The sequence below is a fragment of the Methylobacterium sp. E-025 genome (assembly GCF_022829705.1).
Classification (GTDB): domain Bacteria; phylum Pseudomonadota; class Alphaproteobacteria; order Rhizobiales; family Beijerinckiaceae; genus Methylobacterium.
The window spans coordinates 16,844-38,513 of record NZ_JAKSYR010000018.1 but is presented as its reverse complement, the minus strand read 5'-3'; the positions used below and the strand labels follow the sequence as shown (position 1 = coordinate 38,513).

The following is a 21,670-nucleotide window of genomic DNA, read 5'->3' as shown; positions in this document are numbered from 1 at the left end:
GCCGCGCTCGACCCCGCCGCCCGCCGGGCCGCCGGCGTCGTTCCCGCGCATCGCGCCGCCGGCACCACCGCCCGCACCGCCGCCAGGGCCTGCACCGCCGCGCATGCCACCGCCGGCGCCGCCGCCAGCACCGCCCGCCGGTCCGCCGGCGCCGCCGCCCGGTCCGCCGCCGCCGCCCGGCCCGCCGGCACCGCCGCCGGGGCCGCCCTGGCCGAAGGCCGTGGCCGTGCCCAGCACCAGCACGGCGGCCGTCACCGTTCCGCGAAAGATCTTGTTCATGGCGCTCGATCCCGTCCCGTTATTGTTGAAAGGCCACGTCCGTCGCCGACCGACGAAGTCACCGCCCCGAAACGGTACAGTCCCGAAAAGCGTTCCGTCGGCGCGTGCCTCTCGGAGACGACGTGACACGGGCGGTGGGCATCCTCGTTCGCGCGCCCACGCGGCCTAGGCGGTCCCGGTCCCCGCCTGTAACGTCGCCCGTATCAAGAATGCGCCGTCCGAACGACGGAGACAGGGAGCCAGCATGTCCGACTCGATCGGGATCGCGCCAACCGCCGAAGACGTGGCGGCCGACCGCAGCCGCCGCATCCGGGCGATCGTCGCCTCGTCGTCCGGCAACCTGGTCGAGTGGTACGATTTCTACTGCTACGCCTTCTTCGCGATCTACTTCGCGTCGTCGTTCTTCCCGAAGGGCGATTCCACCAGCCAGCTTCTCCAGACCGCAGGCATCTTCGCCGTGGGCTTCTTCATGCGGCCGATCGGCGGCTGGCTGTTCGGGCGCATCGCTGACCGCGTCGGGCGGCGGACCTCGATGGTCATCTCGGTCCTGATGATGTGCATCGGCTCGCTGTTCATCGGCCTGCTGCCCACCTACGAGACCGTGGGCGCCGCAGCCCCCGTGCTGCTGCTGCTGGCGCGCATGCTCCAGGGCCTCTCGGTCGGCGGCGAGTACGGCACCAGCGCCACCTACATGAGCGAGGTCGCGCTGAAGGGTCAGCGCGGATTCTTCGCATCGTTCCAGTACGTGACGTTGATCGGCGGCCAGCTCCTGGCCTCGCTGGTGCTGATCGTGCTGCAGTTTGCGCTCACCGAGGCGCAGCTGCACAGCTTCGGCTGGCGGATCCCGTTCTTCCTCGGGGCGGTGGCCGCCATCGTCGCCCTCTACCTACGGCGCTCGCTCGCCGAGACTGCGGGCTCCGACAAGGAGAACGCCGGCACCTTCTCCGAGCTCGCCAAGCATTGGCGCGCGTTCTGCGTGGTCCTGGCCTACACCGCCGGCGGCTCGCTGGTGTTCTACACTTTCACCACGTACATGCAGAAGTATCTCGTCAACACCGCGCATTTCGACAAGGGCACGGCCTCGCGCACGATGACCGCGGTGCTGCTGGTCTACATGATGGTCCAGCCGCTGTTCGGCGCGCTGTCGGACCGGATCGGGCGCAAGGCCAACATGCTGCTCTACAGCGGCCTCGGCACGCTGATGGTGGTGCCGCTGATGACCGCGATCGGCGCGACGCAGGACCCCTACGTCGCCTTCGGCCTGATCACGCTGGGGCTGCTGGCGGTGAGCTTCTACACGGGGATCAGCGGCATCGTGAAGGCGGAGCTGTTCCCGACCAAGGTCCGCGCGCTCGGCGTCGGCCTGTCCTACGCCCTCGCCAACGCCACCTTCGGCGGCACCGCCGAATACGTGGCGCTGTGGTTCAAGGAGGCGGGGATGGAATCGAGCTTCTTCTGGTACGTCACCATCCTGCTCGCGATCGCCTTCGTCGCCTCGCTGATCATGCCGAACCCGAAGGTCCACGGCTATCTCGACGGCGACGGCACGGTGGAGGAGGCGCTCGGAGGCAAGCCGCGCCTGGCGCGGGCCTGAGCCCGGCCCTGCCGTCGCGCGGAATGCCCGTCAGGCCGTCCGGGACCGGTTCTTGAGCTCCATGTTCTCGCGGTAGAGGGCCTGGAGGTTCTTGAAGACGCCGCCGAGATAGGCCTGATAGGTCGGCAAGGCATCGGGCGCGACGCCGGCGCGCTCGGCGAAATGGGCGACGATGGCATCGGACTCGGTCGTGAACCGGCCGGGCGCAAGCTCGGCCGTCGGGAAGGTCACCGTCTCGACCGCCGGCGCGAGCCGGCTGCGGATCGACGTCTCCTCCGCGTCGCCTGGGACGAACTCGAGTAGGTCCGCCCGATCCAGCTGCCCGGTTTCGAGCAGGAACAGGCGGACCTTGAAGCAGAACGGGCAGCCCGCCTTCAGGTAGACGGTCGGCTTGAACGCGGCGTCGGTCATCGTCGGTCGTCCTCGTCGTCGAAGTGGGTCGGGCAGTCCCGCGGTAGCGGGCCGGAAGCGCTCGGCGGCGCGGCCGGGGACCGCGCCGCCGCGTCGGATCCGACCGATCCGCCGGTCGGCACGGACCGGGACATCGCTCGCCGGGCGTCGGCCGTCTGTGACCGAGGGCCTCGTGCCCCTCAGCAGATCGTCGTGCGGGTCACTTGATCACCGCGCAGCCGATGCGGTTGCCGGCGCCGCCGATCGGCTGCGTGGTGTGGTCGTCCTCGTTGGCGTGGACGATCAGCGCCGAGCCGTCGCCGTCCTGGAGGCCGCCGTCGCCCGTCAGCGGCGTCTCGCTGGAGACCTCGGCGTTCACCGAGCCGTCGGCCGCCGCGTAGACGTTGGGCAGGTCGCCCTCGTCCGGGCCGTCGGGGTTGAGCAGGCCGTGCTTGCTCTGGTCGTGGTTCACGTGCGCCTTCGAGTTCATGAACTTGTCGGTGTCGGAGCAGTCGCCGACCGCGTGGAAGTGGATGCCGTGCCAGCCGGGCGGCAGGCCGCCGGCCTTGATCGCGATCCGCATCACCAGCGCGTTCGCGCCGTCGCGGATCGTCAGCGTCCCGATCGGCTCGCCCTTGTTGTTCTTGATCTCGCCGGTGAAGGTCTGGGGTGCGGCGGCCGGAGCCGACTCCGCGGCCGGCGGGGTCTGCGCGAGCGCTCCGGTGGCGCCGGATGCGAAGCCGACGAGGGCTGCGAGCAACGGCAGGGTGCGTGTCATGTGATGGCTCTCCTCTCCACGTCGGGCTAGTTAGGCCGTCATCCGGTCCTCCGACAGGGCTTTCTTCGATCGCGCCGCCCGGGCAGCCCGGCGGCCGGACCATTCGTGATCCCTCTCCCGTGAACCAGCCTCGATGACGCGCGACAGGATCAGGGCCGACCTCCTGCTGGTCGAGCACGGCCATTTCGAGAGCCGGGCGCGGGCGCAGGCCGCCATCGCCGCCGGCCTCGTGCGGGCCGACGGGCGCGCGGTCACCCGCGCCTCCGAGCGGCTGCCGGCCGACGCGGCGATCGAGGCCAGCGCGCCCCACCCCTTCGTCTCGCGCGGCGGCCTGAAGCTCGAGGCGGCCCTCGACGCCTTCGGCCTCGATCCGGCCGGGCTCCCCTGCCTCGACGTCGGCGCCTCGACCGGCGGCTTCACCGACCTGCTCCTGCGCCGCGGCGCGACGCGGGTCGTCGCGGTCGATGTCGGGCACGGCCAGCTTCACGCCAGTCTGGCCGCCGACCCACGGGTCACGAACCGCGAAGGGACCGACATCCGAACCCTCGCGCCGGGCAGCCTCGACCCTGCCCCTTGCCTTGCCAGCATCGACGTGAGCTTCATCGCCCTGCGCCTCGTGCTGCCGGCGGTGGCCGGGCTGCTGGCGCCGGGCGCGCACCTGATCGCGTTGATCAAGCCGCAATTCGAGGCCGGCCGCGAGCGCGTCGGCCGCGGCGGCATCGTCCGCGACGACGCCGTCCACGCGGAGGTCTGCGATGCGGTGTGCCGCACCCTCGCCGGCCTCGGTTTCACGATCCTCGGCCTGATCCCCTCCCCCGTCCGGGGCGGGGACGGCAACACCGAATTCCTCGTCGGCGCACGCGCCGATCGACCGCACGAAAGACCCGATGACCGCATCTGAAACCGTCACGATCCGTCGCCTCGGCGCGCGCGGGGACGGCATCGCCGAAGACGGCACGGCGATCGCCTTCGCGCTTCCGGGCGAGCGCGTCGCGATCCGGCGCGACGGCGGGCGCGGCGAGCTCCTCGGCATCGAGACGCCCTCGCCCGATCGGATCGCCCCGATCTGCCCGTACTTCTCCCGCTGCGGCGGCTGCGCGACACAGCACCTCGCGCCCGAGCCCTACGCCGCCTGGAAATACGCGCAGGTCGCCAACGCCCTGGCCCAGGCCGGGCTCGACCGCGCTCCCGATCCGCTGATCGACGCCCACGGCGAGGGCCGCCGGCGCATCACCCTGCACGTCCGCGAGGTCGAGGGCCGGGCCGAGGCCGGGCTGATGGCCGCGCGCAGCCACGCCCTCGTCGCGATCGACCATTGCCCGATCACGGTGACAGCCCTGCATCGGGCCCCCGAGATCGCGCGGGCGCTCAGTGCACCCCTCGGGCACGGGCGAAAGCCCCTCGACGTCGCGGTGACCGCGACCGAGGCCGGGCTCGACGTGGACCTGCGCGGCCACGGCCCGGTCGAGGCCGGCGTGCGCGCCACGCTGGTGCGGCTCGCCGGAGAGCTCGACCTCGCCCGCCTGTCGCTGCACGGCGACGTGGTGGTGGAGCGCAAGGCCGTCACGGTGGCCTCGGGCGACGCGCGCCTCCATCCGCCGCCGGGCGGCTTCCTCCAGGCGACGGCGGCCGGCGAGGCGACGCTGTCCGGGCTGGTGCGCGACGCCTTCACCAAGAAGACCAAGCGCGCCGTCGACCTGTTCTCCGGCTGCGGGCCCTTCACCCTGGCGATGGCGCACACCGCCACCGTCCACGCGGTCGAGAGCGAGGCCGGCGCGCTGGCGGGCATCGCGCGGTCCTATCGCTCCGCGCTCGGCCTGAAAGGCGTCACCACGGAAGCCCGCGACCTGTTCCGCCGCCCCGTCCTCGCCCACGATCTGAACGGCTACGACGCCGTGGTCTTCGATCCGCCGCGGGCCGGCGCACAGGCGCAGGCGAAGCAGATCGCGGAATCCAAGGTGCCGCTGGCCGTCGGCGTCAGCTGCGACGCCGGGACCTTCGCCCGCGACGCGGCGACCCTGGTCGCGGCGGGCTTCGGCCTGGAGCGGGTCACCCCGGTGGACCAGTTCCGGTACTCGGGCCACGTCGAGATGGTCGGCGTGTTCCGCAGGGCGGTCGCGGTCAAGCGCCGGCTGTAGCGGCCGGCGGCCGCCTCGACGCGGTACCGAGCCCGCGCGGACGCGACGGGAGCGTCACGCCTCCCGGAGGCAGGGAAGAGGTCGAACCTCGTCGCTCCGTGCGGGTCGGTCGCCGCGAAGGCGCGGGGCCGCACACGGGGTGGGGCCGGCTACGAGCGGTCGGCCTCGGCCGTCACGAAGGTCAGGCAGCGGGCGCGGGCCTGCGGATCCCTGATGCGGTCGAAGGCTCGGACGAGGGCCAAGGTCTCGGCCTCTCGGGATTCGGGCTCGCCCCCCGTGAAGAACGTGCTGACCGGCTCATCAAGCGTTTGCGCGATCCGCTCGAGGCTCGCGCGCGCGATGGACAGATGGGCATCCGGCTTTTTCACAAGACGACCTCATAGGCACGGCCTCCCACGGAGCCAATCAATTTATCGAGACTCCGGCCGCCTTCGGCCCAAGGCTGTTGGCGAGATGGCGACCCAGGATCACCAGGGCCTTCCGCACGATGTCGGCGGCCTCGTCGTTCCCGGTCGCCACAGCTTCGCGGTAGGCGGCGGAGAAGTCCTCGACGACCGCATCGAGCGCCTCGCCGTTCATGTCGGCCAGGAGAGTCTGGACGGCGCCGACGGAGACGGCCTGCTTCGGTTCCTGCCACGCTGGGGCGAAACGCGTGCTCGAGGATCGGATCGCCTCGCGCGACCGATCGATCGCCAAGCGCGACAGCGCCATCAGATCGTTCGAATGCCCGATGCGCCGACGGCTCTGTCGGATCCGCGTCTTGAGAGCTGCTTTCTCGCATCGATAAGCAATCATGGATATGATCTCGCAGGTGATGAAATCGATGATCGTGCAAATGCGAAAGCAATAGACGGTAGGGCACTGACAGTTTTGCGTCAAATCAACGTCTGATGTTCAGGCTTGTTTGTCGCGTGACCTGCGCATCACGCTTTCGTGGACCCGGTGCGCAAACGCCGGCCACGTCGTGCCTCCATAGGGTCCTGGGCACAGCTGCTGCGCCCCAACCAACGAGAAAGGATCATAGGGCGGTTGGATGATGCACGTTCACTCGGCCGGAGAGAAGTGACACCAACATAAGTTGTATGTCCGCCTCACGTTTCTGTTACCGCGTGTGCCGGTTCAGAACAGGCTGCCTTGCGCGTCCTCGTCGCTGGACCGCGGCTGTTCGGCTGCTGGACGATCCGCCGGTGGGATGGCCGGCTGAGGCCGGCCGACCGGCTCGATCAACGCCACGTCGTCGTTGCGAACGGCGTTCACCCGGTCGGAGACCGGGTCGAGGCGGAGCCACTCGTCCGGGCATGGACGGCAAAGGGCCGCCGCCTCGGCCTGATCCACCGCGCGGGTGTCGAGCCAGGGTGCGACCTGCTCCGGCGCGAGGATCGCCGGCATCCGGTCGTGCACCGCCGCCATGGTTCCGTTGGCGCCCGTCGTGACGATGGCCGCCGTGTCGATCTCCGAGCCGTCCGCCCCGAGCCAGGATTCCCACAGGCCGGCGAGCGCCATCGGTGCGCCGTCCGCGCGGCGGATCGCGAAGGGCGTCCGCACCGCGCTGCGTCCGGTGCCCTCGCGCCGCCATTCGTAGAAGCCGTCGGCCAGGAAGACGCAGCGGCGGTGGCGCACCGCGCCGCGGAAAGTCGCCTTCTCCAGGATGGTCTCGACCCGCGCGTTGATCACCAGCGGAAAGGTCTTGGGGTCCTTCAGCCAGCTCGGCCAGAATCCCCAGCGCACCAGCCGGAAATGCCGCGCGCCGCCCTCGGCGATCACGATCGGCACGGGCTGCGTCGGCGCCACGTTGTAGCGCGGCGGGAAGTTCGGGCGCTCCGGGTAGCCGTAGAATTCGGCGAAGCGTTCGGGCGCTTGGGCGATGAAGAAGCGTCCGCACATCCCGAGAGGTTCCTATCCGCCGGCGATCGCCGCCCGCGGCGGCGCGCGGCGGCCGTCTAGAGCCACTTCTTCCAGCGGAAGAACACGTAAGGCAGCACGGCGGCGACGACCATCATCACCACCGCCATCGGGTAGCCGAAGCTCCAGTCGAGCTCCGGCATGGTCTTGAAGTTCATCCCGTAGATCGAAGCGATCAGCGTCGGCGGCATGAACACCACCGCCATGACCGAGAACAGCTTGATGATGTTGTTCTGCTCGAGGTTCACCAGCCCCAGAGTCGCGTCGAGCAGGAACTGGATCTTCGAGGACAGGAAGGTCGCGTGCTCCTCGAGCGATTGCAGGTCGCGCAGGGTCGAGCGCACGTCCTCGCGCAGCTCGCGCGGGGCCTTGGCCGTCCGGTAGGTGGCCGAGAGCGAGAGCAGGATGCGCTCCATCGAGACGAGGCTCTCGCGCTGCTTCGAGATCAGGTCGCCGTGGCGGCCCAGCGCCCGCAGCGTGTCCTGGAGCGCGGTGTTGCGCGCGCTCGGGTCGGCCTGGACTTCGAAGATCTTGCCCGAGAGCCGGTCGATGCGCTCGCCCTGGAGCTGGAGCACGTCCGCCGCGCGGTCGATCACCGCCTCGATCAGGCCGGCGAGGATGGTCTCGCCCGAAGGCGTCCCCGTCGGCCCGCTGCCGGTCGCCCGGCCGGCGCGCTGGGTGTACATCCGGAACGCCTGCGGCTCCTCGTAGCGCACCGTCACGAGCTTGCGGCCCTGCAGGATGAAGGTGATGCCGGCGAGCCCCGGATCCTCCGAATCGCTGACCTTCGAGAGCACGCGGCCGGTCATGTAGCGGGCGCCGTCCTCGACGTAGAGCAGCTCGGACGGCTCGATGTCCTTCATCTCCTCCCGCGTCGGCACCTGGATGCCCATGAAGGCCTCGACCTTGAGGTCCTCCTCCCGCGTCGGCTTGATCATGTCGAGCCAGACGGTGTCGTCGGGGATCGGGTCCTGCAGCTCGAGGGGGCGGCGCTCCAGCAGCATCTGGCCGGTGCCGGTGACCGGCTGGTGGATGAAGATCACGAAGAGCGAACCTGGGGATGGGCGCTCTGTCGAGCGCCGTCATGGGCGGGGGCGCTCACGCGAGCGCCGTTCAGGGACGAACGCGCTCAGTCGAGCGCGTGGGGCGGCGGCGCGCTTGCATCCGGCACGAAGAAGTCCGGCGCAAGGGGCACGCCCGCGGTGACGCGGTATTGCGAGAAATCCGTGACGCCGTTCTGCGACAGGAACGTGTCGTCGATCAGGAATTGGCCGGTGATCTCGCGAGCCGGCTTCAGAAACAGGGTATGGGCCGCGTCGGCGATGATCTCGGGGGTGCGGCTCGCCCGCATCAGCGCCTCGCCGCCGAGCAGGTTGTTGACCGCCGCCGTCGCGATGGTGGTGCGCGGCCACAGCGCGTTCACGGCGATGCCGGCCTTGCGCAGCTCGCCGGCGAGGCCGAGCACGCACAGCGACATCCCGAACTTCGCCATCGTGTAGGCGAGGTGCGGCGAGAACCACTTCTCCGCCATGTCGAGCGGCGGCGACAGCATCAGGATGTGCGGGTTCTGCGCCTTTTCCAGATAGGGAAGCGCGTATTTCGAGACCATGTAGGTCCCGCGCGTGTTGATCTGATGCATCAGGTCGAAGCGCTTCATCTCGGTCTGGCGCGTCGGGGTCAGCGAGATCGCGCTGGCGTTGTTGACCACGATGTCGACGCCGCCGAACGTCTCCGCGGCGCGCGCGAAGGCGTCGCGCACCGAATCCTCGTCGCGCACGTCGACCACCAGCGGCAGCGCCCGGCCGCCGGCCGCCTCGATCGCGGCGGCGGCGGTGTGAATCGTGCCCTCGAGCTTGGGGTGGGGCGTCTCGGTCTTGGCCGCGATCACCACGTTGGCCCCGTCGCGGGCCGCGCGCAGGCCGATGGCGAGCCCGATGCCGCGCGAGGCGCCGGTGATGAACAGGGTCTTGTCGGCCAGGGTACCGGTCATCGCTTCCTCCGCGCGGGGGTCGGGCATTGCGTGTCAGGGCTTGATCCGGAAGCGGGCGGGCTGCGTCCCGTCGGCATCCGTGAAACCGTATTCCGCCGCGATGTCGCCGGCGTGGATCACCCGGCCCGACCGGGCGATCACGTCAGGGTCTGCGGCGAGCGCCGCCAGCGCGCGACCGGCATAGAGCGCGCTCTCGGTGGCGAGCGCGCCCTGCCCGAGGTCGCAGACGCGCTCGGTCCGCACGAAGCCCGGCGAGAGGGCGAGCGCGGTGACGCCGTGCGGGCGCAGCTCCTCCCCGAAGGCGAAGGCGAGGCGGTTCGTCGTCGCCTTGGCGAGGTCGTAGTAGACGTCGCCGAGGTAGCCCTCCTCGGTGCCGAAGGAGACCAGCGCGATCAGGCCCGATCCCGCCGCGATCATCGCCGGCGCCACGGCGCGGGCGAGCAGCAGGCCGGGATAGGGGCCGACGCGGGCGAATTCCGCGAACGGCTCGGCCGAGCGGCGCCAGAACGGCGTGCCCCATCCGGTCCCGTCCGGGTAGCGCTCGCCGTCGTAGCCCTCGTTGCCGCCCCAGACGCTCGAGACCGCGACGTCGATGCGGCCGAAGCGGCGCAGGGTCCAGTGGACGAGCGCGTCGACGGCGCGCTCGCTGGTGTGGTCGCAGAGGTAGTGGTGGCCCTCGCCGCCGGCGGCGTCGACCTCGCGGCTGGTGTCCTCGATCGATTCGGCGCGCTGCTCGGTGCGCGGCCCGGTCTCGCTCGACCGGGCGGTGACGACCACCGTGGCGCCCGCCTCGCCGAGCGCCCGGGCGATGCCCCGCCCGACGCCGCGCGAGGCGCCCGCGACGAGGCAGATCTTCTGGCCGAGGTCGGGCGTCACGGCCTCGGGCCGGGCTTCGACCGGGCGAGGAACGCCCGGAACGCGCCCTGCGCCTCCTCCGTGCGCAGCTGCCGGTCGAACGCCTCGGCCTCTGCGTCCAGCGCCGCCTCGACCGCGGCCTGGTCCCCGCGGATCAGCTTTCGCGAGGCGGCGAGCGCGCCGCGCGGCAGGGCGGCGAGGCGCGCGGCCTGGCCGAGCGCGTGCTCCAGCAGCATGTCGAAGGGCATCACCGCGTTGACGAGCCCGAGCGATTCGGCCGCATCCGCCCCGAACATTTCCGACAGCAGCAGCAGCTCGGTCGCCTTGAGGCGGCCGATCCGCCGCGGCAGCAGGTAGCTCGAGGCCGCCTCCGGCACGAGGCCGAGCTCGACGAAGGGCATGCGGAAGCGCGCCGCCGGGCTGGCATAGACGAGGTCGCAGTGCAGCGTCAGCGTGGTGCCGATGCCGACGGCGATCCCGTCGACCGCCGCGACCATCGGCGTCGCCGTGCGCGCGAGCTGCCGGATGAAGCGGAGCGAGGGCGCCTCGCTGAACGCCTTTTCCGCCCGCGAGACGAAGTCGGCGATGTCGTTGCCGGCGCAGAAGATGCCGGGCACCCCGGAGAACACCACCGCGCCGACGGCATCCGACGCGTCGGCCGAGGCCAGCGCCTCGCGCATCGCGTCGTACATCGCCCCGGTGAGCGCGTTCTTCTTCTCGGGCCGGTTCAGCGTGATCGACCGGACGCCGTCCGCGCCGTCGGTGATCGCCACGTGCTCGCTCATCTCCGCCTCCCCCTGATCATTCGTTCCAGGCCTCGCCAGCGACCGATCGATGTCACCGTTTCCGTTCCAGACCCGTCATCCCGGGGCGCCGAAGGTGCGCCCGGGATCCGGAGCCGCTGGCCGGGCTCGATGAGGCGCCACCTGCGGTTCTGGATTCCGGTCTCCGCATCGCGGACCCGGAATGACGGGCGGAAGGCTTGCGTCATGCCACCAGAATTGCGGCCGCATCGTCCAGGAACCCGCCGCCGTCGATCACCACCTGGGCCAGCCCGTCGGCGGCCGGCAGCAGGTTCTCGGCGAAGAAGCGCGCGAGCGCGATCCGCGCGGCGTGCGCCGGATCGGTCTCGCCCGCCTTCAGCGCGGCGCGGGCGGCCAGCGCCTCGCGGGCGAGGCAGGCCGCGCCCTGGGCCAGGCCGAACAGCCGCAGGTACGGCGTCGCGCCGGCGAGGGCCGCGTCGGGCCGGTTGGACCTCAGGCTCGCCAGCTGGTGGCTGGTGGCACGGTCGAGGGCCTCGATGCCGGCGCGCAGCCGCGCCGGCGCGTGGCCGAGGGCCGGGTCGGCGGCCTTGAGCAGGGCTTCGGCGACCCGGCGCATGGCAGCGATCTGCGCGCGCACCGTGGCGCCGTCGTTCAACGGGAGCTTGCGCCCCGTGAGGTCGATCGCCTGGATGCCGTTGGTGCCCTCGTAGATCCCGAGGATGCGGGCGTCGCGCATCGCTTGCGCCGCGCCGGTCTCCTCGACGAAGCCCATGCCGCCGTGCACCTGCACGCCGAGGGAGGCGACCTCGTTGGCGATGTCGGTCGAGAACGCCTTGGCCACCGGCGTCAGCAGCGAGGCGCGGTCGAGCGCCGCCTTGCCCTCCGGCCCCTCGGCCGCGTCGAGGGCGGCCGCGGTCAGGTAGCAGATGCCGCGCGCGGCCGCGGTGCAGGCCTTCATCGTCAGCAGCATGCGCTGCACGTCCGGATGGGCGACGATCGGGCTCGTCTCGGCGGAGCCCGCCGCTTTTCCCTGCCGGCGCTCGCGGGCGTAGGCCAGCGCCCGCTGCGTCGCCGCCTCGGCGATGCCCACGCCCTGCAGCCCGACATTGAGGCGGGCGTTGTTCATCATCGTGAACATGCAGGCGAGCCCGCGATTCGCCTCGCCGATCAGCCAGCCGACGGCGCCGCCGTTGTCGCCGAAGGCCATCGAGCAGGTCGGCGAGGCGTGGATGCCGAGCTTGTGCTCCAGGCCCGAGCAGCGCAGGTCGTTCTCCGACCCGTCGGGGAGCACCTTCGGCACCAGGAACAGAGAGATGCCGCGGGTGCCCGCGGGCGCATCCTTCAGGCGGGCGAGCACGAGGTGGACGATGTTCTCGGCCATGTCGTGGGCGCCGTAGGTGATGTAGATCTTCGAGCCGACGATGCGGTAGCTGCCGTCGCCGGCCGGCTCCGCGCGGGTGCGGATCGCGGCCAGGTCCGAGCCGGCCTGCGGCTCGGTCAGGTTCATCGTCGCGGTCCACTCGCCGGAGACGAGCTTGCCGAGGTAGCGCGCCTTCAGATCCTCCGAGCCGTGCGCCGCCAGCGCCTCGATGCCGCCGGCGGTGAGCAGCGGGCACAGGCCGAAGGCGAGGTTGGCGCCGTTCCACATCTCGGTGCAGGCCGCGTCGAGCACCTGCGGCAGGCCCTGCCCGCCATGGTCCGGGTCGGCGGTGAGCCCGTTCCAGCCGCCGGCGACGAATGTCCTGTAGGCGTCCGCGAAACCCGGCGCCGTGGTGACGACGCCGTCCGCGAGCGTCGCGCCGTGCCGGTCGCCGATGCGGTTCAGCGGGGCGAGCACGTCGGCGGCGAGGCGTCCGGCCTCGGTGAGGATCGCGTCCGCGTCCTCGATGCCGAGCGCGCCCGTGCCGTCGAGCCCGGCGATGTGCTGCAGGGTGAACACCATCTCGGACACGGGTGCGCGGTAGCTCATCGGCTGTTCCTCCCGCCCGGCCCGGTTCGACCGCGCCTCGGCGTCTCGTTTGACGGTCGGCGCGGGGGCACGCTAGGCCCACGCCCTCCGCTGACGGCATACGCCCGAACCGGCCCCGCCGTCACCGCCGGAGATGGTTTATATATGAACGATCTCGCGTCAATCCCCGCCCCGGCCTCGGGCCGGCGCCCGACGGCCCGCCTCCCGGGCGACGGATCGGGCGTGGCGGAGGCGGCGCGCCTGATCCGGGCCGGCGCCTGCGTCGCCTTCCCCACCGAGACCGTCTACGGCCTCGGCGCCGACGCCACCGATGCGGAGGCGGTCGCCGGGATCTTCGCGGCGAAGGCGCGCCCGCGCTTCAACCCGCTGATCGCCCATCTGCCCGGCCGCACCGCCGCCGAGGGTCAGGGCACGTTCGACGACCACGCGCTTCGGCTCGCGGAGGCGTTCTGGCCGGGCCCGCTCACCCTGGTGGTGCCGGCCTCGGGCGGCACCACCGTGTGCGACCTGGCGCGTGCCGGCCTGCCCAGCGTGGCGCTGCGGGTTCCCGCCAACCCGCTCGCCCGCGATCTTCTCGCCGCAATCGGCCGCCCCGTCGCCGCCCCGTCGGCGAATCGCTCGGGCCGGGTCAGCCCGACGCGGGCCGACCACGTGCTCGCCGACCTCGACGGGCGGATCGCGGCCGTGCTCGACGGCGGCGACACCCCGGTCGGGATCGAATCGACGGTGGTCGCCTGCCTCGGCGGCCCGCCGCGGCTGCTCCGGCCCGGCGGCATCACCCGCGAGGCGATCGCGGCCGTGCTCGGGACGGCGTTGGCCGCACCGGCGCAGGACGATGCGGCCCGGCCGATCGGCCCCGGCCTCCTGGCCTCGCACTACGCGCCGCGGGCTGCGTTGCGGCTCGACGCCGAGGTGGTCGAGCCCGAGGAGGCGGTGCTGCTGTTCGGTGCGTCGCGCCCGGTGGGGATCGAGCGCGCGTGCGCGGTCTCGAACCTCTCTCCGCGCGGCGACCTCACGGAGGCGGCGTCCCGCCTGTTCGCCGCCTTGCGCGACCTCGACGCGTCGGGAGCCGCGACGATCGCGGTGTGCCGGATCCCCGCCGACGGCCTCGGCGAGGCGATCCTGGACCGGCTCGGACGGGCCGCCGCCCCGCGCTGAAAAAATCTTTCGTCCGGCGTGGAACCGGGGGTCGCGAGGGCTGTTTCCCCATAACGAAGGCCAGTTCAGCCCCCAATGGCCTTTTTCCTTCCAGGCTCGGAGCAATCCGAGCCTTTTTTCTTGCGCTTTTCCGGCAGCGGCGGGCCGAGGCAGCGAAGCGCCCCGGCCCTCGACGGCGTCAGCCCGCCAGCTTGGCGGCGATCCCGGCCACGTGCCGGCCCTGGAACTTCGCCCCCTCGAGCTCGATCGCGATCGGCTGGCGCGAGCCGTCGCCGCCGGCGATGGTGCTGGCGCCGTAGGGCGTGCCGCCCGACACCGTCTGCACGTCGCTCATCCCCTTGAACGAGTAGGGAAGCCCGACGATCACCATGCCGTGGTGCAGCAGCACGGTGTGGAAGCTGGTGATCGTGGTCTCCTGCCCGCCATGCTGCGAGCCGGTGGAGGTGAACACCGAGCCGACCTTGCCGACGAGGGCGCCCGTCGCCCAGAGGCCGCCGGTCTGGTCGATGAACTGCTTCATCTGCGCGGCCATGTTGCCGTAGCGGGTCGGCGTGCCGAAGATGATCGCGTCATAGTCGGCCAGCTCCTCGGGCTTCGCGATCGGGGCCGGCTGGTCGAGCTTGTAATGCGATTGCTTGGCGACCTCCTCCGGCACCAGCTCGGGCACGCGCTTCACGTGCACCTCGGCGCCGGTCTCGCGCGCGCCCTCGGCGGCGGCGTGGGCGAGCTGCTCCACGTGGCCCCAGGACGAATAGTACAGCACCAGGATCTTCGTCATCGTCGGCTTCCGTTCGCATGGCCGGGCGGCGATGCCGGGATCGGCGGCCGCCTCGCGCTCGCCCGAAGATCGTACCCGCCGGGCTTTGCGCAAATGCCCCGATCTGCAAGAACGATCTTGCGTGAATGCAAGGTCGATGGATGGTGACGCCCTGGGACGACTTTCGGCTGGTGAAGGCCATCGCCGACCATGGCGGATTGACCGCGGCCGCCGCACGCCTCGGCATCAACCACTCGACCGCGTTTCGGCGCCTCGCGGCGATCGAGGCGTCCGTCGGCGCACGCCTGTTCGAGCGCTCGCGTGCGGGCTACGCGGCGACGCAGGCCGGGATGGCGATGGTCGAGGCGGCCGGCGCGATGGAGGAGACCGCCGCGCGTTTCGCCCGCGACGTCGCCGGGCGCGCCTCGGAACCGACCGGCCTTCTCCGCATCACCGCGCCGTCGGGCCTGGTCACCGACCTGCTGATGCCGATCCTCGCCGACTTCCGCACCCGGTGCCCGGGGATCCGCCTCGACGTGGTGGTGTCCGACGACGCGCTGAACCTCTCGCGCCGCGATGCGGACGTGGCGGTCCGCGCCAGCAACGACCCGCCGCAGAACCTGTTCGGGCGCCGCCTCTCGACCGTCGGTTGGGCCCTTTACGGCCGCGCCGACGATACGGATCGCGACCCGCGGCGTGCGGATTGGGTGGCGCCGTCGGAGCAGGTCGGCGACGGCAGGTTCCTGCGCTTCGTCGCCGAGCACGGCGACCCGGACCGCATCGTGATGCAGCTGAACACGGTCGCCGGCCTGTGCGAGGCTGTGGAGGCCGGCATCGGCATCGGCCTGCTGCCCTGCCTCAGCGCCGATCGGCGGCCAGGTTTGCGCCGGCTGCGGCCACCCGATCCCCACTTCGCCGACGGCCTGTGGATGCTGACGCACCCGGATCTGCGCCATTCGGTGCGGGTCCGGGCCTTCATGGATTTCGTCGTCGATGCGGTCGTCGCGCTGCGCCCGGTCATCGAGGGCCGTACGGCGAACGACGGAACGGCTTAGCCGGGCGGGACGAACCGACGATCAGCCGGCCTTGATCTCGGTGATCTCGACTTCCTGCCCGTTCACCTCGACGACGTCGCCGACGCTCTTGCCGGTGATCGCCTTGGCCAGCGGGGCGACGTAGGCGATCGAGCCCTTGGCCGGATCGGCCTCGTCCTCGCCGACGATGTGGAAGGTCTGGCGGGTGTCGTCCTCGCGCAGCACGGTCACCGTCGAGCCGAAATGCACGGTGTCGCCCTCGACCGTCTCGACGAGCTGGGCCGTGCCGAGCCGCGTGGTCCAGTAGCGCAGGTCGCGCGTGACGCGGGCGGTGTCGGCCTTGTCGTCGGGCGTCAGCTGGGCCTGCTCGGCCTGGAGGCGCGCGACCTCCTGCTCCATCTGCGCGAGCCCCGCCGGGGTGACGAAGTTGGTGTGGGGGGAGATCGGGCGGTCGGGGAGGTCCTCGAAGGCTTCCCCGCCCTCCTTCTCGCGAACGAATGCACTGCTCATGGGTCGAGAATGCCCCGGCTTGCGCCGCGGTTCCGTCCCGAAGCCGACTCATCGCCGGGGCGATCGGCGTTCGGCGTCGCGCGTCAGCCGATCTCGACCACCGTCCGGCCGCGGATCTTGCCCGAGAGGATGTCGGCTCCAAGCCCGCCGACCTCGGCGAGGCCGACGCGGTTCGTCATCGCCGCAAGCTTCTGCAGGTCGAGCTCGTCGGCCAGCCGCGCCCAGGCGGCGCGCCGCTTCGCCTGCGGCGTGGTCACGCTGTTGATGCCCAGCAGCGACACGCCGCGCAGGATGAAGGGGGCGACCGAGGTCGGCAGGTCCATGCCCTGCGCCAGGCCGCAGGCGGCGACCGCTCCGTCGGCCTTGGTCTGGGCGAGCACGTTCGCGAGCGTCGTCGAGCCGACGGCGTCGACGGCCACGGCCCAGCGCTCCTTGCCGAGCGGCTTGCCGGGCTTGCCGAGTTCGTCGCGGTCGACGATCTCGGCGGCGCCGAGGGACTTGAGATACTCCGCTTCCCCGGCGCGCCCGGTCGAGGCCATCACGTGCCAGCCGGCTCGCGCCAGCAGCGCGACCGCGACCGAGCCGACGCCGCCCGAGGCGCCGGTGACCAGGGCGGGACCGTCCTTCGGGGTCAGGCCGTGGGCGTCGAGCGCCATCAGGCAGAGCATCGCGGTGTAGCCGGCGGTGCCGATCGCCATCGCCTGCTCGGACGACAGGCCGGCGGGCAGCGGCACCAGCCAATCGCCCTTCACCCGCGCCTTCTCGGCATAGGCGCCCAGATGCGTCTCACCGACGCCCCAGCCGGTGAGAACCACCGCGTCGCCGGGCTTGTAGTCGGGGTGGTCGGAGGCCTCGACGACGCCCGAGAAGTCGATGCCGGGGATCATCGGGAAACGGCGCACCACCGGCGACGCGCCGGTCATCGCCAGCCCGTCCTTGTAGTTCAGGCACGAATGGGTGACGCGGACGGTGACGTCGCCGTCCATCAGGTCGGCCTCGTCGAAATCGGTGAAGGACAGGCTCTGACCGGCCTCGCCCTTCTCGATCACCCAAGCCTTGAACCGCGCCATGCTCGCCTCCCGATGCGTTCGGGGGACCTGTGGCGGGAGCGGCGCGAAATCAACCCGCCGGAGGGTCGGGCTCCGGCGGGGCGATGTGGACGGGGCTCTTAGTAGCCGTCGTAGAGGCTGCCCGAGGAGAAGCCGAGGCCGACGCCGATATCGGCCGAGCTCGCGCCGGCGATGCCGATCGCGTCCGGGATCGAGCCGAACCGCGGCCCGCCGTAGCCGACGCCCTGGTAGCCGCCACCGTATCCGCCGCCATAGCCGCCGCCGACCGGCACCCAGCCCGAGCGGGCCGGCGCGACGAGGACGCGGCGGCTGACGCTGGCGTATTCCGGCGGGATCGTCTCGGGGATCGACTGCGCCGGCTGCACCAGCACGCGGCGGTGCTGCACCGTGAACTGCGGCGGGGTGGTGACCCAGCAGCCGATCAGCTCGCCGTAGGGCCCGCGCCGGGTCTGCCAGGTCCGGCCGCCGGGCGAGACCATCACCCGCTCCGACACGGTGTCGTAGACCGGCGGCGTGGTGCGGTAGATCGTGCGGGGCGGCCGCACCAGCACGTTTTCCTGCACGGTATCGAACACCGGCGGGGTCGAGACGTGGCGGTAGCATTCGGAGCCGTAGCAGCCGCCGGCCGAAGCGGGCGATGCGACGAGGACGGCACCGGCGAGGGCGGCGAAGAGCAGGGTGTTTCGGGCGACCGGCGCGGTCATGACGGCTTCCTCTGATACGCGGAACGAAAGGGATGACGCGAAGGGCGCGCACATCTCGACGCTCAAGAGGCCGTCGGGTTGCTGTACAAGCAAGCACTATCCGAAAGTAGGGTAAAATTAACCCTCGATCCGGAGTACGTAGTTACCGTCTACGTAAGTAAATCCTCGATGAATTGAATTGCAGAATTTTGGTTGTCCTCGAATCCTACGTCTGCCCGGGCTTGAGCTCGTAGAAGATGTGCCGGCCGATGACGTCCATCTTGCGCAGGCGCCGCGACCAGCCCGGCTTGACGTAGTCGGCATGGTAGTGCGTCGCGTCGCCGACCTCGGCGAGGTAGGTGCGCCCCTCGATCACCGACTGCGCGATGCGGGTGGCGGTGGCCCACGAGCCCGAATCGGTGATGCGCAGGGCCTTGCCCTCGCAGGCGAAGGAGAACTGGCAGCCCATGTAGCGGTGTCGGTTCTGGTAAACGACGCCGCAGACGTTCGACGGGTAGAGCCCGCTCTTCACGCGGTTCAGCACCACCTGGGCGACGGCGGCCTGGCCGGCCTCGGGCTCGCTGCGCGATTCGAAGTACACGGCCTCGGCGAGGCAGCGCTGCTCCTTGTCCATGGCGTCCCGCCCGATCAGGTCGGCGTAGCGATGGCGGGCGTCCTCGGGGACCGATTGCGCCACCGGCGGCTCCGTCCGGTCGGTGCGGATGGTGAGGCCCGGCAGCATCAGGCTGGCCGAGGCGACCTCGACCGGCGTCGCGTCGGCCGGCGCCGGCGTCGTCGAGGACAGGGCGACCGCGCGCGGCACCGGCGGCGTCGAGCCGTCGTCGCGGCGTTCCTCCGCGGCCTCGGCGATCGCGTCGTCGTCGCCGGGCGTGCCGGTGTCGGCGCGCCCGAGCCCGAGATCGGGGACGGGGACGAAGCCGGCGTCCGGCTCGAGGTCCGGGTTCCAGGTGGCGGTCCCCGGCGTCAGCAGGCCGGTGACGTTGCCGGTGAGGTTGGCGAAGAGCAGCGACGTGCCGGCTTCGCGCAACGATCCCGCGGTGCGCTCGAAGCTCGGGCCCGGCGCGCGCGCCGGATCGCCCTTGCCGCCGCGCTGCACGATCGGGAACACCCGCGCCTCGGCCTTGAGATCGGCCTGCAGCGGCGCGTCGCCGACTCGGCGCCGGGCGCGGACGGCGTCCGCCCGCTCGATGGTGAGGAGGGCGCCGGCGCCGTCGCGGCGCAGGCTCGCGCCGATCAGCACGGTGCCGGCCGGCAGGGCCGGGACCAGGCGTGCGTCGCTCTCGGTCAGCCGGCTCGACCCGAAGCTGGTCTCGGTGCCGGCGCTCGCCGTGAAGGAGACCAGCAGCCCGAGGCCGGCCATCCAGGGCGTGAAGGCGGTGCCGAGCCCGATGAGGCCCCGTCCGCGTCGTCCTCGTCTCGTGCCCACGCCGAACCGACCCGTACTGGAAAAGCCACGCCCGACGATCCTCCCGGCTGGTTCCGGTACGAGGATGGCGGTCGCGGATTTATCGCGCGGTATGGTTGCGGAGGGGTTAAAGGCACCCGATCGACGGTTGCCCTCAGGCGGCGCGGACGACCGCGATGTCGAAGGTCGGGCCGTGCGGGCCCATGCGCTCGCGCATGGTGATGCGGTCGTCGGGCGTCAGGGTCCCGAGCGGCACGTCCCGGTCCGGCAGCACCACCGTCGTCGCCTTGTTGAGGTGGACCAGCACGTGGCGCTTCATCGGCAGCGAGGCCGCGGCCCAGGCCTTCAGCTGCCCGTAATACGGCTCGCGCGTCCACGCCTTCGGCTGGCCGGGGTCGACCTGCACGTTCATGTTGCGGTTCACCGGATCGAGGCTGAGCACCATCTTGGCGCGGTCGGGCTTCCACTCGGGGCCGAGCCAGCTCTCCGTCATCCACAGGCAGTGGAAGGCGCGGCAATGGTCGGGCCGGTCGGCGTGGATCGCGCAGCCGCGCCCTGCCCGGGTGTGGCGGCACCATTGCCCGGCGACGCTCTCGACCGCGGGCACGTCGTAGACCTTGCAGCACAGCGTGCAGGCGCCGCAGGCGCGGCCGGGGGCCGGCATCGCGACGATGGTGGCGGGATCGAGCATCGCGTCGAGGCTTCGCGGTTACGAAAGGGGCCCGGCCGAGGCCGCGCGGTTCTGCCGGGGTACCTGAGCCCGCATCGGGTCGGTAGTGTGGCGGGCCTACGCGCCACAGCACCGGATCGCCCGCATGCTCTCGAACCTCGCCGTCCGCGACGTCGAAACCCTGATCCACCCCTACACCAATCTCGATGCGCACCGGGGCGCCGGGCCGCTGGTGCTCGAGCGCGGCGAGGGCGTCCACGTCTACGACACGGAAGGCCGCCCCTACATCGAGGGCATGGCGGGGCTGTGGTGCACGGCGCTCGGCTACTCCAACGGCGAGCTCGTCGAGGCAGCCCGCGCGCAGATGGGCAAGCTCCCGTTCACCCACCTGTTCTCCGGCCGCAGCCACGATCCGGCGATCGAGCTGGCCGAGGTGCTGAAGGAGCTGATGCCGGTCCCGACCTCGAAGATCTTCTTCACCTCGTCGGGATCGGAGGCGAACGACACGCAGGTCAAGCTGGCCTGGTACCTGAACAATGCGCTGGGCCGGCCGAAGAAGAAGAAGATCATCGGGCGCCAGCGCGGCTATCACGGCGTCACCATCGCCACCGCCTCGATGACCGGGCTGCCGGCCAACCACACCGACTGGGACCTGCCGCTGCCGGGCTTCCTCCATGTCGGCTGCCCGCACGTCTACCGGTTTGCCGAGCCCGGCGAGACGGAGGCGGCGTTCTCGCAGCGGCTGGCCGACGAGCTCGAGGCCACGATCCTGCGCGAGGGGCCGGAGACGGTGGCCGCCTTCGTCGCCGAGCCGGTGATGGGCGCGGGCGGCGCCATCGTCCCGCCGGAGGGCTACTTCGCGGCGATCCAGGCGGTGCTCGCCCGCTACGACGTGCGCTTCATCGCCGACGAGGTGATCTGCGGCTTCGGCCGCCTCGGCACCTGGTTCGGCAGCGAGGCGCTGGGGATGCGGCCGGACACACTCTCCTTCGCCAAGGCCCTGACCTCGGGCTACGTGCCGCTCGGCGGCGTCTCGATCGACGAGCCGCTCTACGAGGCGCTGCGCGAGCAGAGCCGGAAGATCGGCACCTTCGGGCACGGCACCACCTATTCCGGCCACCCGGTCGCCTGCGCCGTCGCCCTGAAGACCATCGAGATCTACAAGCGCGAGCGCATCGTCGAGGGCGTGGCGGCGAAGGCGCCGCACTTCCAGGCGCGGCTGTCCGCGTTGGCCGAGCACCCGATCGTCGGCGAGGCGCGCGGCCTCGGCCTGATCGGCGGGCTCGAGATCGTCGCCGACAAGGCTTCGCGCCGGCAGTACGAGCCGAAGGCCGGGGTGGCCGCCCGCTGCGTCGCCTTCGCGCAAGCGGAAGGGCTGATCGTGCGCTTCCTGATGGGCGACCGCATCGCCGTCTGCCCGCCGCTGATCATCACCGCGGACGAGATCGACGCCTTGTTCGACCGCCTGACACGGGCGCTCGACCGGACCGCGGCGTGGATCCGCGCCGAAGGGCTGGAGGCGATGCCATCCCTCTAGCACCGTACTGCGCCCCCTGGAATGCTGCGACGCGGCAGCGCTTTCTTAAGCCTGCGTTCATCCAGGCTGCACCCTTATCGTTCATCCGCCGGCTCAGGACCCGGGGGATGATCTCGAATCGCCCGCCACCGCCCTGGAGCGGCGTGGGGGCACGAAGCGACGGCGC

The 21,670-nt window shown here is 71.5% G+C and carries 23 protein-coding genes; 6 read left to right on the top strand and 17 right to left on the bottom strand.

The features are described from left to right. Window positions 1–279: hypothetical protein (locus MKK64_RS00760; RefSeq protein WP_409567813.1), on the bottom strand; the 279-nt coding region annotated here is incomplete at its 3' end. A 244-nt stretch (window positions 280–523) separates the two neighbouring features. On the opposite strand from MKK64_RS00760, the gene MKK64_RS00755 reads away from it, so the two are divergent. Next, the gene (locus MKK64_RS00755; protein ID WP_147729610.1) at window positions 524–1,873 is read left to right on the top strand and encodes an MFS family transporter; all 1,350 of its coding nucleotides are present in this window, start codon (window positions 524–526) and stop codon (window positions 1,871–1,873) included. 30 nt (window positions 1,874–1,903) lie between these two features. Here the strand turns inward: MKK64_RS00755 and MKK64_RS00750 are convergent, their stop codons facing one another. After that, window positions 1,904–2,284: a glutathione S-transferase N-terminal domain-containing protein gene (locus MKK64_RS00750; protein ID WP_243931811.1), complete on the bottom strand. Its 381-nt coding sequence runs from the start codon at window positions 2,282–2,284 to the stop codon at window positions 1,904–1,906. 199 nt (window positions 2,285–2,483) lie between these two features. Then, window positions 2,484–3,041, bottom strand: coding sequence for a superoxide dismutase family protein (locus MKK64_RS00745; protein WP_147729999.1), 558 nt, complete (start codon window positions 3,039–3,041; stop codon window positions 2,484–2,486). 133 nt (window positions 3,042–3,174) lie between these two features. On the opposite strand from MKK64_RS00745, the gene MKK64_RS00740 reads away from it, so the two are divergent. Together MKK64_RS00740 and MKK64_RS00735 are read left to right on the top strand one after the other, a co-directional pair. Beyond that, complete coding sequence (locus MKK64_RS00740; protein ID WP_243931809.1) at window positions 3,175–3,942, top strand: TlyA family RNA methyltransferase; 768 nt, start codon at window positions 3,175–3,177, stop codon at window positions 3,940–3,942. Continuing rightward, window positions 3,929–5,179: a class I SAM-dependent RNA methyltransferase gene (locus tag MKK64_RS00735; protein WP_243931807.1), complete on the top strand. Its 1,251-nt coding sequence runs from the start codon at window positions 3,929–3,931 to the stop codon at window positions 5,177–5,179. Before MKK64_RS00740 ends, MKK64_RS00735 begins: the two co-directional genes overlap by 14 nt. A 149-nt stretch (window positions 5,180–5,328) precedes the next feature. Here MKK64_RS00735 and MKK64_RS00730 read toward each other — a convergent pair whose 3' ends face one another. The 8 genes from MKK64_RS00730 to MKK64_RS00695 all read right to left on the bottom strand — a co-directional run bounded on the left by MKK64_RS00730 (window position 5,329) and on the right by MKK64_RS00695 (window position 12,659). After that, entirely contained in the window at window positions 5,329–5,547 is a 219-nt protein-coding gene (locus MKK64_RS00730) for a hypothetical protein (protein ID WP_243931806.1), read from the bottom strand. A 37-nt stretch (window positions 5,548–5,584) separates the two neighbouring features. Next, the gene (locus MKK64_RS00725) at window positions 5,585–6,058 is read right to left on the bottom strand and encodes a hypothetical protein (protein WP_243931804.1); all 474 of its coding nucleotides are present in this window, start codon (window positions 6,056–6,058) and stop codon (window positions 5,585–5,587) included. A 240-nt stretch (window positions 6,059–6,298) separates the two neighbouring features. Next, window positions 6,299–7,063 (bottom strand): SOS response-associated peptidase, encoded by a 765-nt coding sequence (locus tag MKK64_RS00720; protein ID WP_243931802.1) that lies wholly within the window; start codon window positions 7,061–7,063, stop codon window positions 6,299–6,301. 56 nt (window positions 7,064–7,119) lie between these two features. Next, complete coding sequence (locus MKK64_RS00715; RefSeq protein ID WP_147728142.1) at window positions 7,120–8,124, bottom strand: magnesium transporter CorA family protein; 1,005 nt, start codon at window positions 8,122–8,124, stop codon at window positions 7,120–7,122. Between the two features lie 86 nt (window positions 8,125–8,210). Further along, window positions 8,211–9,071, bottom strand: coding sequence for an SDR family oxidoreductase (locus MKK64_RS00710; protein WP_243931801.1), 861 nt, complete (start codon window positions 9,069–9,071; stop codon window positions 8,211–8,213). Between the two features lie 33 nt (window positions 9,072–9,104). Next, on the bottom strand, window positions 9,105–9,947 hold the full coding sequence (locus MKK64_RS00705) for an SDR family NAD(P)-dependent oxidoreductase (RefSeq protein ID WP_243931799.1): 843 nt from the start codon (window positions 9,945–9,947) through the stop codon (window positions 9,105–9,107). Next, entirely contained in the window at window positions 9,944–10,711 is a 768-nt protein-coding gene (locus MKK64_RS00700; protein WP_243931797.1) for an enoyl-CoA hydratase-related protein, read from the bottom strand. Before MKK64_RS00700 ends, MKK64_RS00705 begins: the two co-directional genes overlap by 4 nt. A 202-nt stretch (window positions 10,712–10,913) precedes the next feature. Continuing rightward, the gene (locus MKK64_RS00695) at window positions 10,914–12,659 is read right to left on the bottom strand and encodes an acyl-CoA dehydrogenase (protein WP_243931795.1); all 1,746 of its coding nucleotides are present in this window, start codon (window positions 12,657–12,659) and stop codon (window positions 10,914–10,916) included. Between the two features lie 144 nt (window positions 12,660–12,803). Here MKK64_RS00695 and MKK64_RS00690 point away from each other — a divergent pair, with 144 nt between their 5' ends. After that, entirely contained in the window at window positions 12,804–13,817 is a 1,014-nt protein-coding gene (locus MKK64_RS00690; RefSeq protein ID WP_243931793.1) for an L-threonylcarbamoyladenylate synthase, read from the top strand. 178 nt (window positions 13,818–13,995) lie between these two features. On the opposite strand, the gene wrbA is transcribed toward MKK64_RS00690, so the two are convergent. Continuing rightward, entirely contained in the window at window positions 13,996–14,595 is a 600-nt protein-coding gene (gene wrbA, locus MKK64_RS00685) for an NAD(P)H:quinone oxidoreductase (protein WP_147728527.1), read from the bottom strand. A gap of 125 nt (window positions 14,596–14,720) precedes the next feature. Between wrbA and MKK64_RS00680 the strand changes: the two genes are divergently transcribed. Then, window positions 14,721–15,629 (top strand): LysR family transcriptional regulator, encoded by a 909-nt coding sequence (locus MKK64_RS00680; RefSeq protein ID WP_243931791.1) that lies wholly within the window; start codon window positions 14,721–14,723, stop codon window positions 15,627–15,629. Window positions 15,630–15,650: 21 nt separating this feature from the next. Here the strand turns inward: MKK64_RS00680 and greA are convergent, their stop codons facing one another. The 5 genes from greA to MKK64_RS00655 all read right to left on the bottom strand — a co-directional run bounded on the left by greA (window position 15,651) and on the right by MKK64_RS00655 (window position 19,988). Next, entirely contained in the window at window positions 15,651–16,118 is a 468-nt protein-coding gene (greA, locus tag MKK64_RS00675) for a transcription elongation factor GreA (RefSeq protein ID WP_243931789.1), read from the bottom strand. 83 nt (window positions 16,119–16,201) lie between these two features. Next, window positions 16,202–17,188 carry an MDR family oxidoreductase gene (locus MKK64_RS00670; RefSeq protein ID WP_243931787.1) on the bottom strand — a complete coding sequence of 329 codons (987 nt, stop codon included), beginning with the start codon at window positions 17,186–17,188 and terminating at the stop codon, window positions 16,202–16,204. A 98-nt stretch (window positions 17,189–17,286) separates the two neighbouring features. Beyond that, complete coding sequence (locus MKK64_RS00665) at window positions 17,287–17,892, bottom strand: hypothetical protein (protein WP_243931785.1); 606 nt, start codon at window positions 17,890–17,892, stop codon at window positions 17,287–17,289. A 205-nt stretch (window positions 17,893–18,097) separates the two neighbouring features. Beyond that, window positions 18,098–19,252, bottom strand: coding sequence for a cell wall hydrolase (locus MKK64_RS00660; protein WP_243931813.1), 1,155 nt, complete (start codon window positions 19,250–19,252; stop codon window positions 18,098–18,100). A gap of 199 nt (window positions 19,253–19,451) precedes the next feature. Then, entirely contained in the window at window positions 19,452–19,988 is a 537-nt protein-coding gene (locus MKK64_RS00655) for a hypothetical protein (RefSeq protein ID WP_147843704.1), read from the bottom strand. 124 nt (window positions 19,989–20,112) lie between these two features. Between MKK64_RS00655 and MKK64_RS00650 the strand changes: the two genes are divergently transcribed. Continuing rightward, on the top strand, window positions 20,113–21,504 hold the full coding sequence (locus MKK64_RS00650; RefSeq protein WP_243931783.1) for an aminotransferase: 1,392 nt from the start codon (window positions 20,113–20,115) through the stop codon (window positions 21,502–21,504). Window positions 21,505–21,670 lie beyond the last annotated feature (166 nt).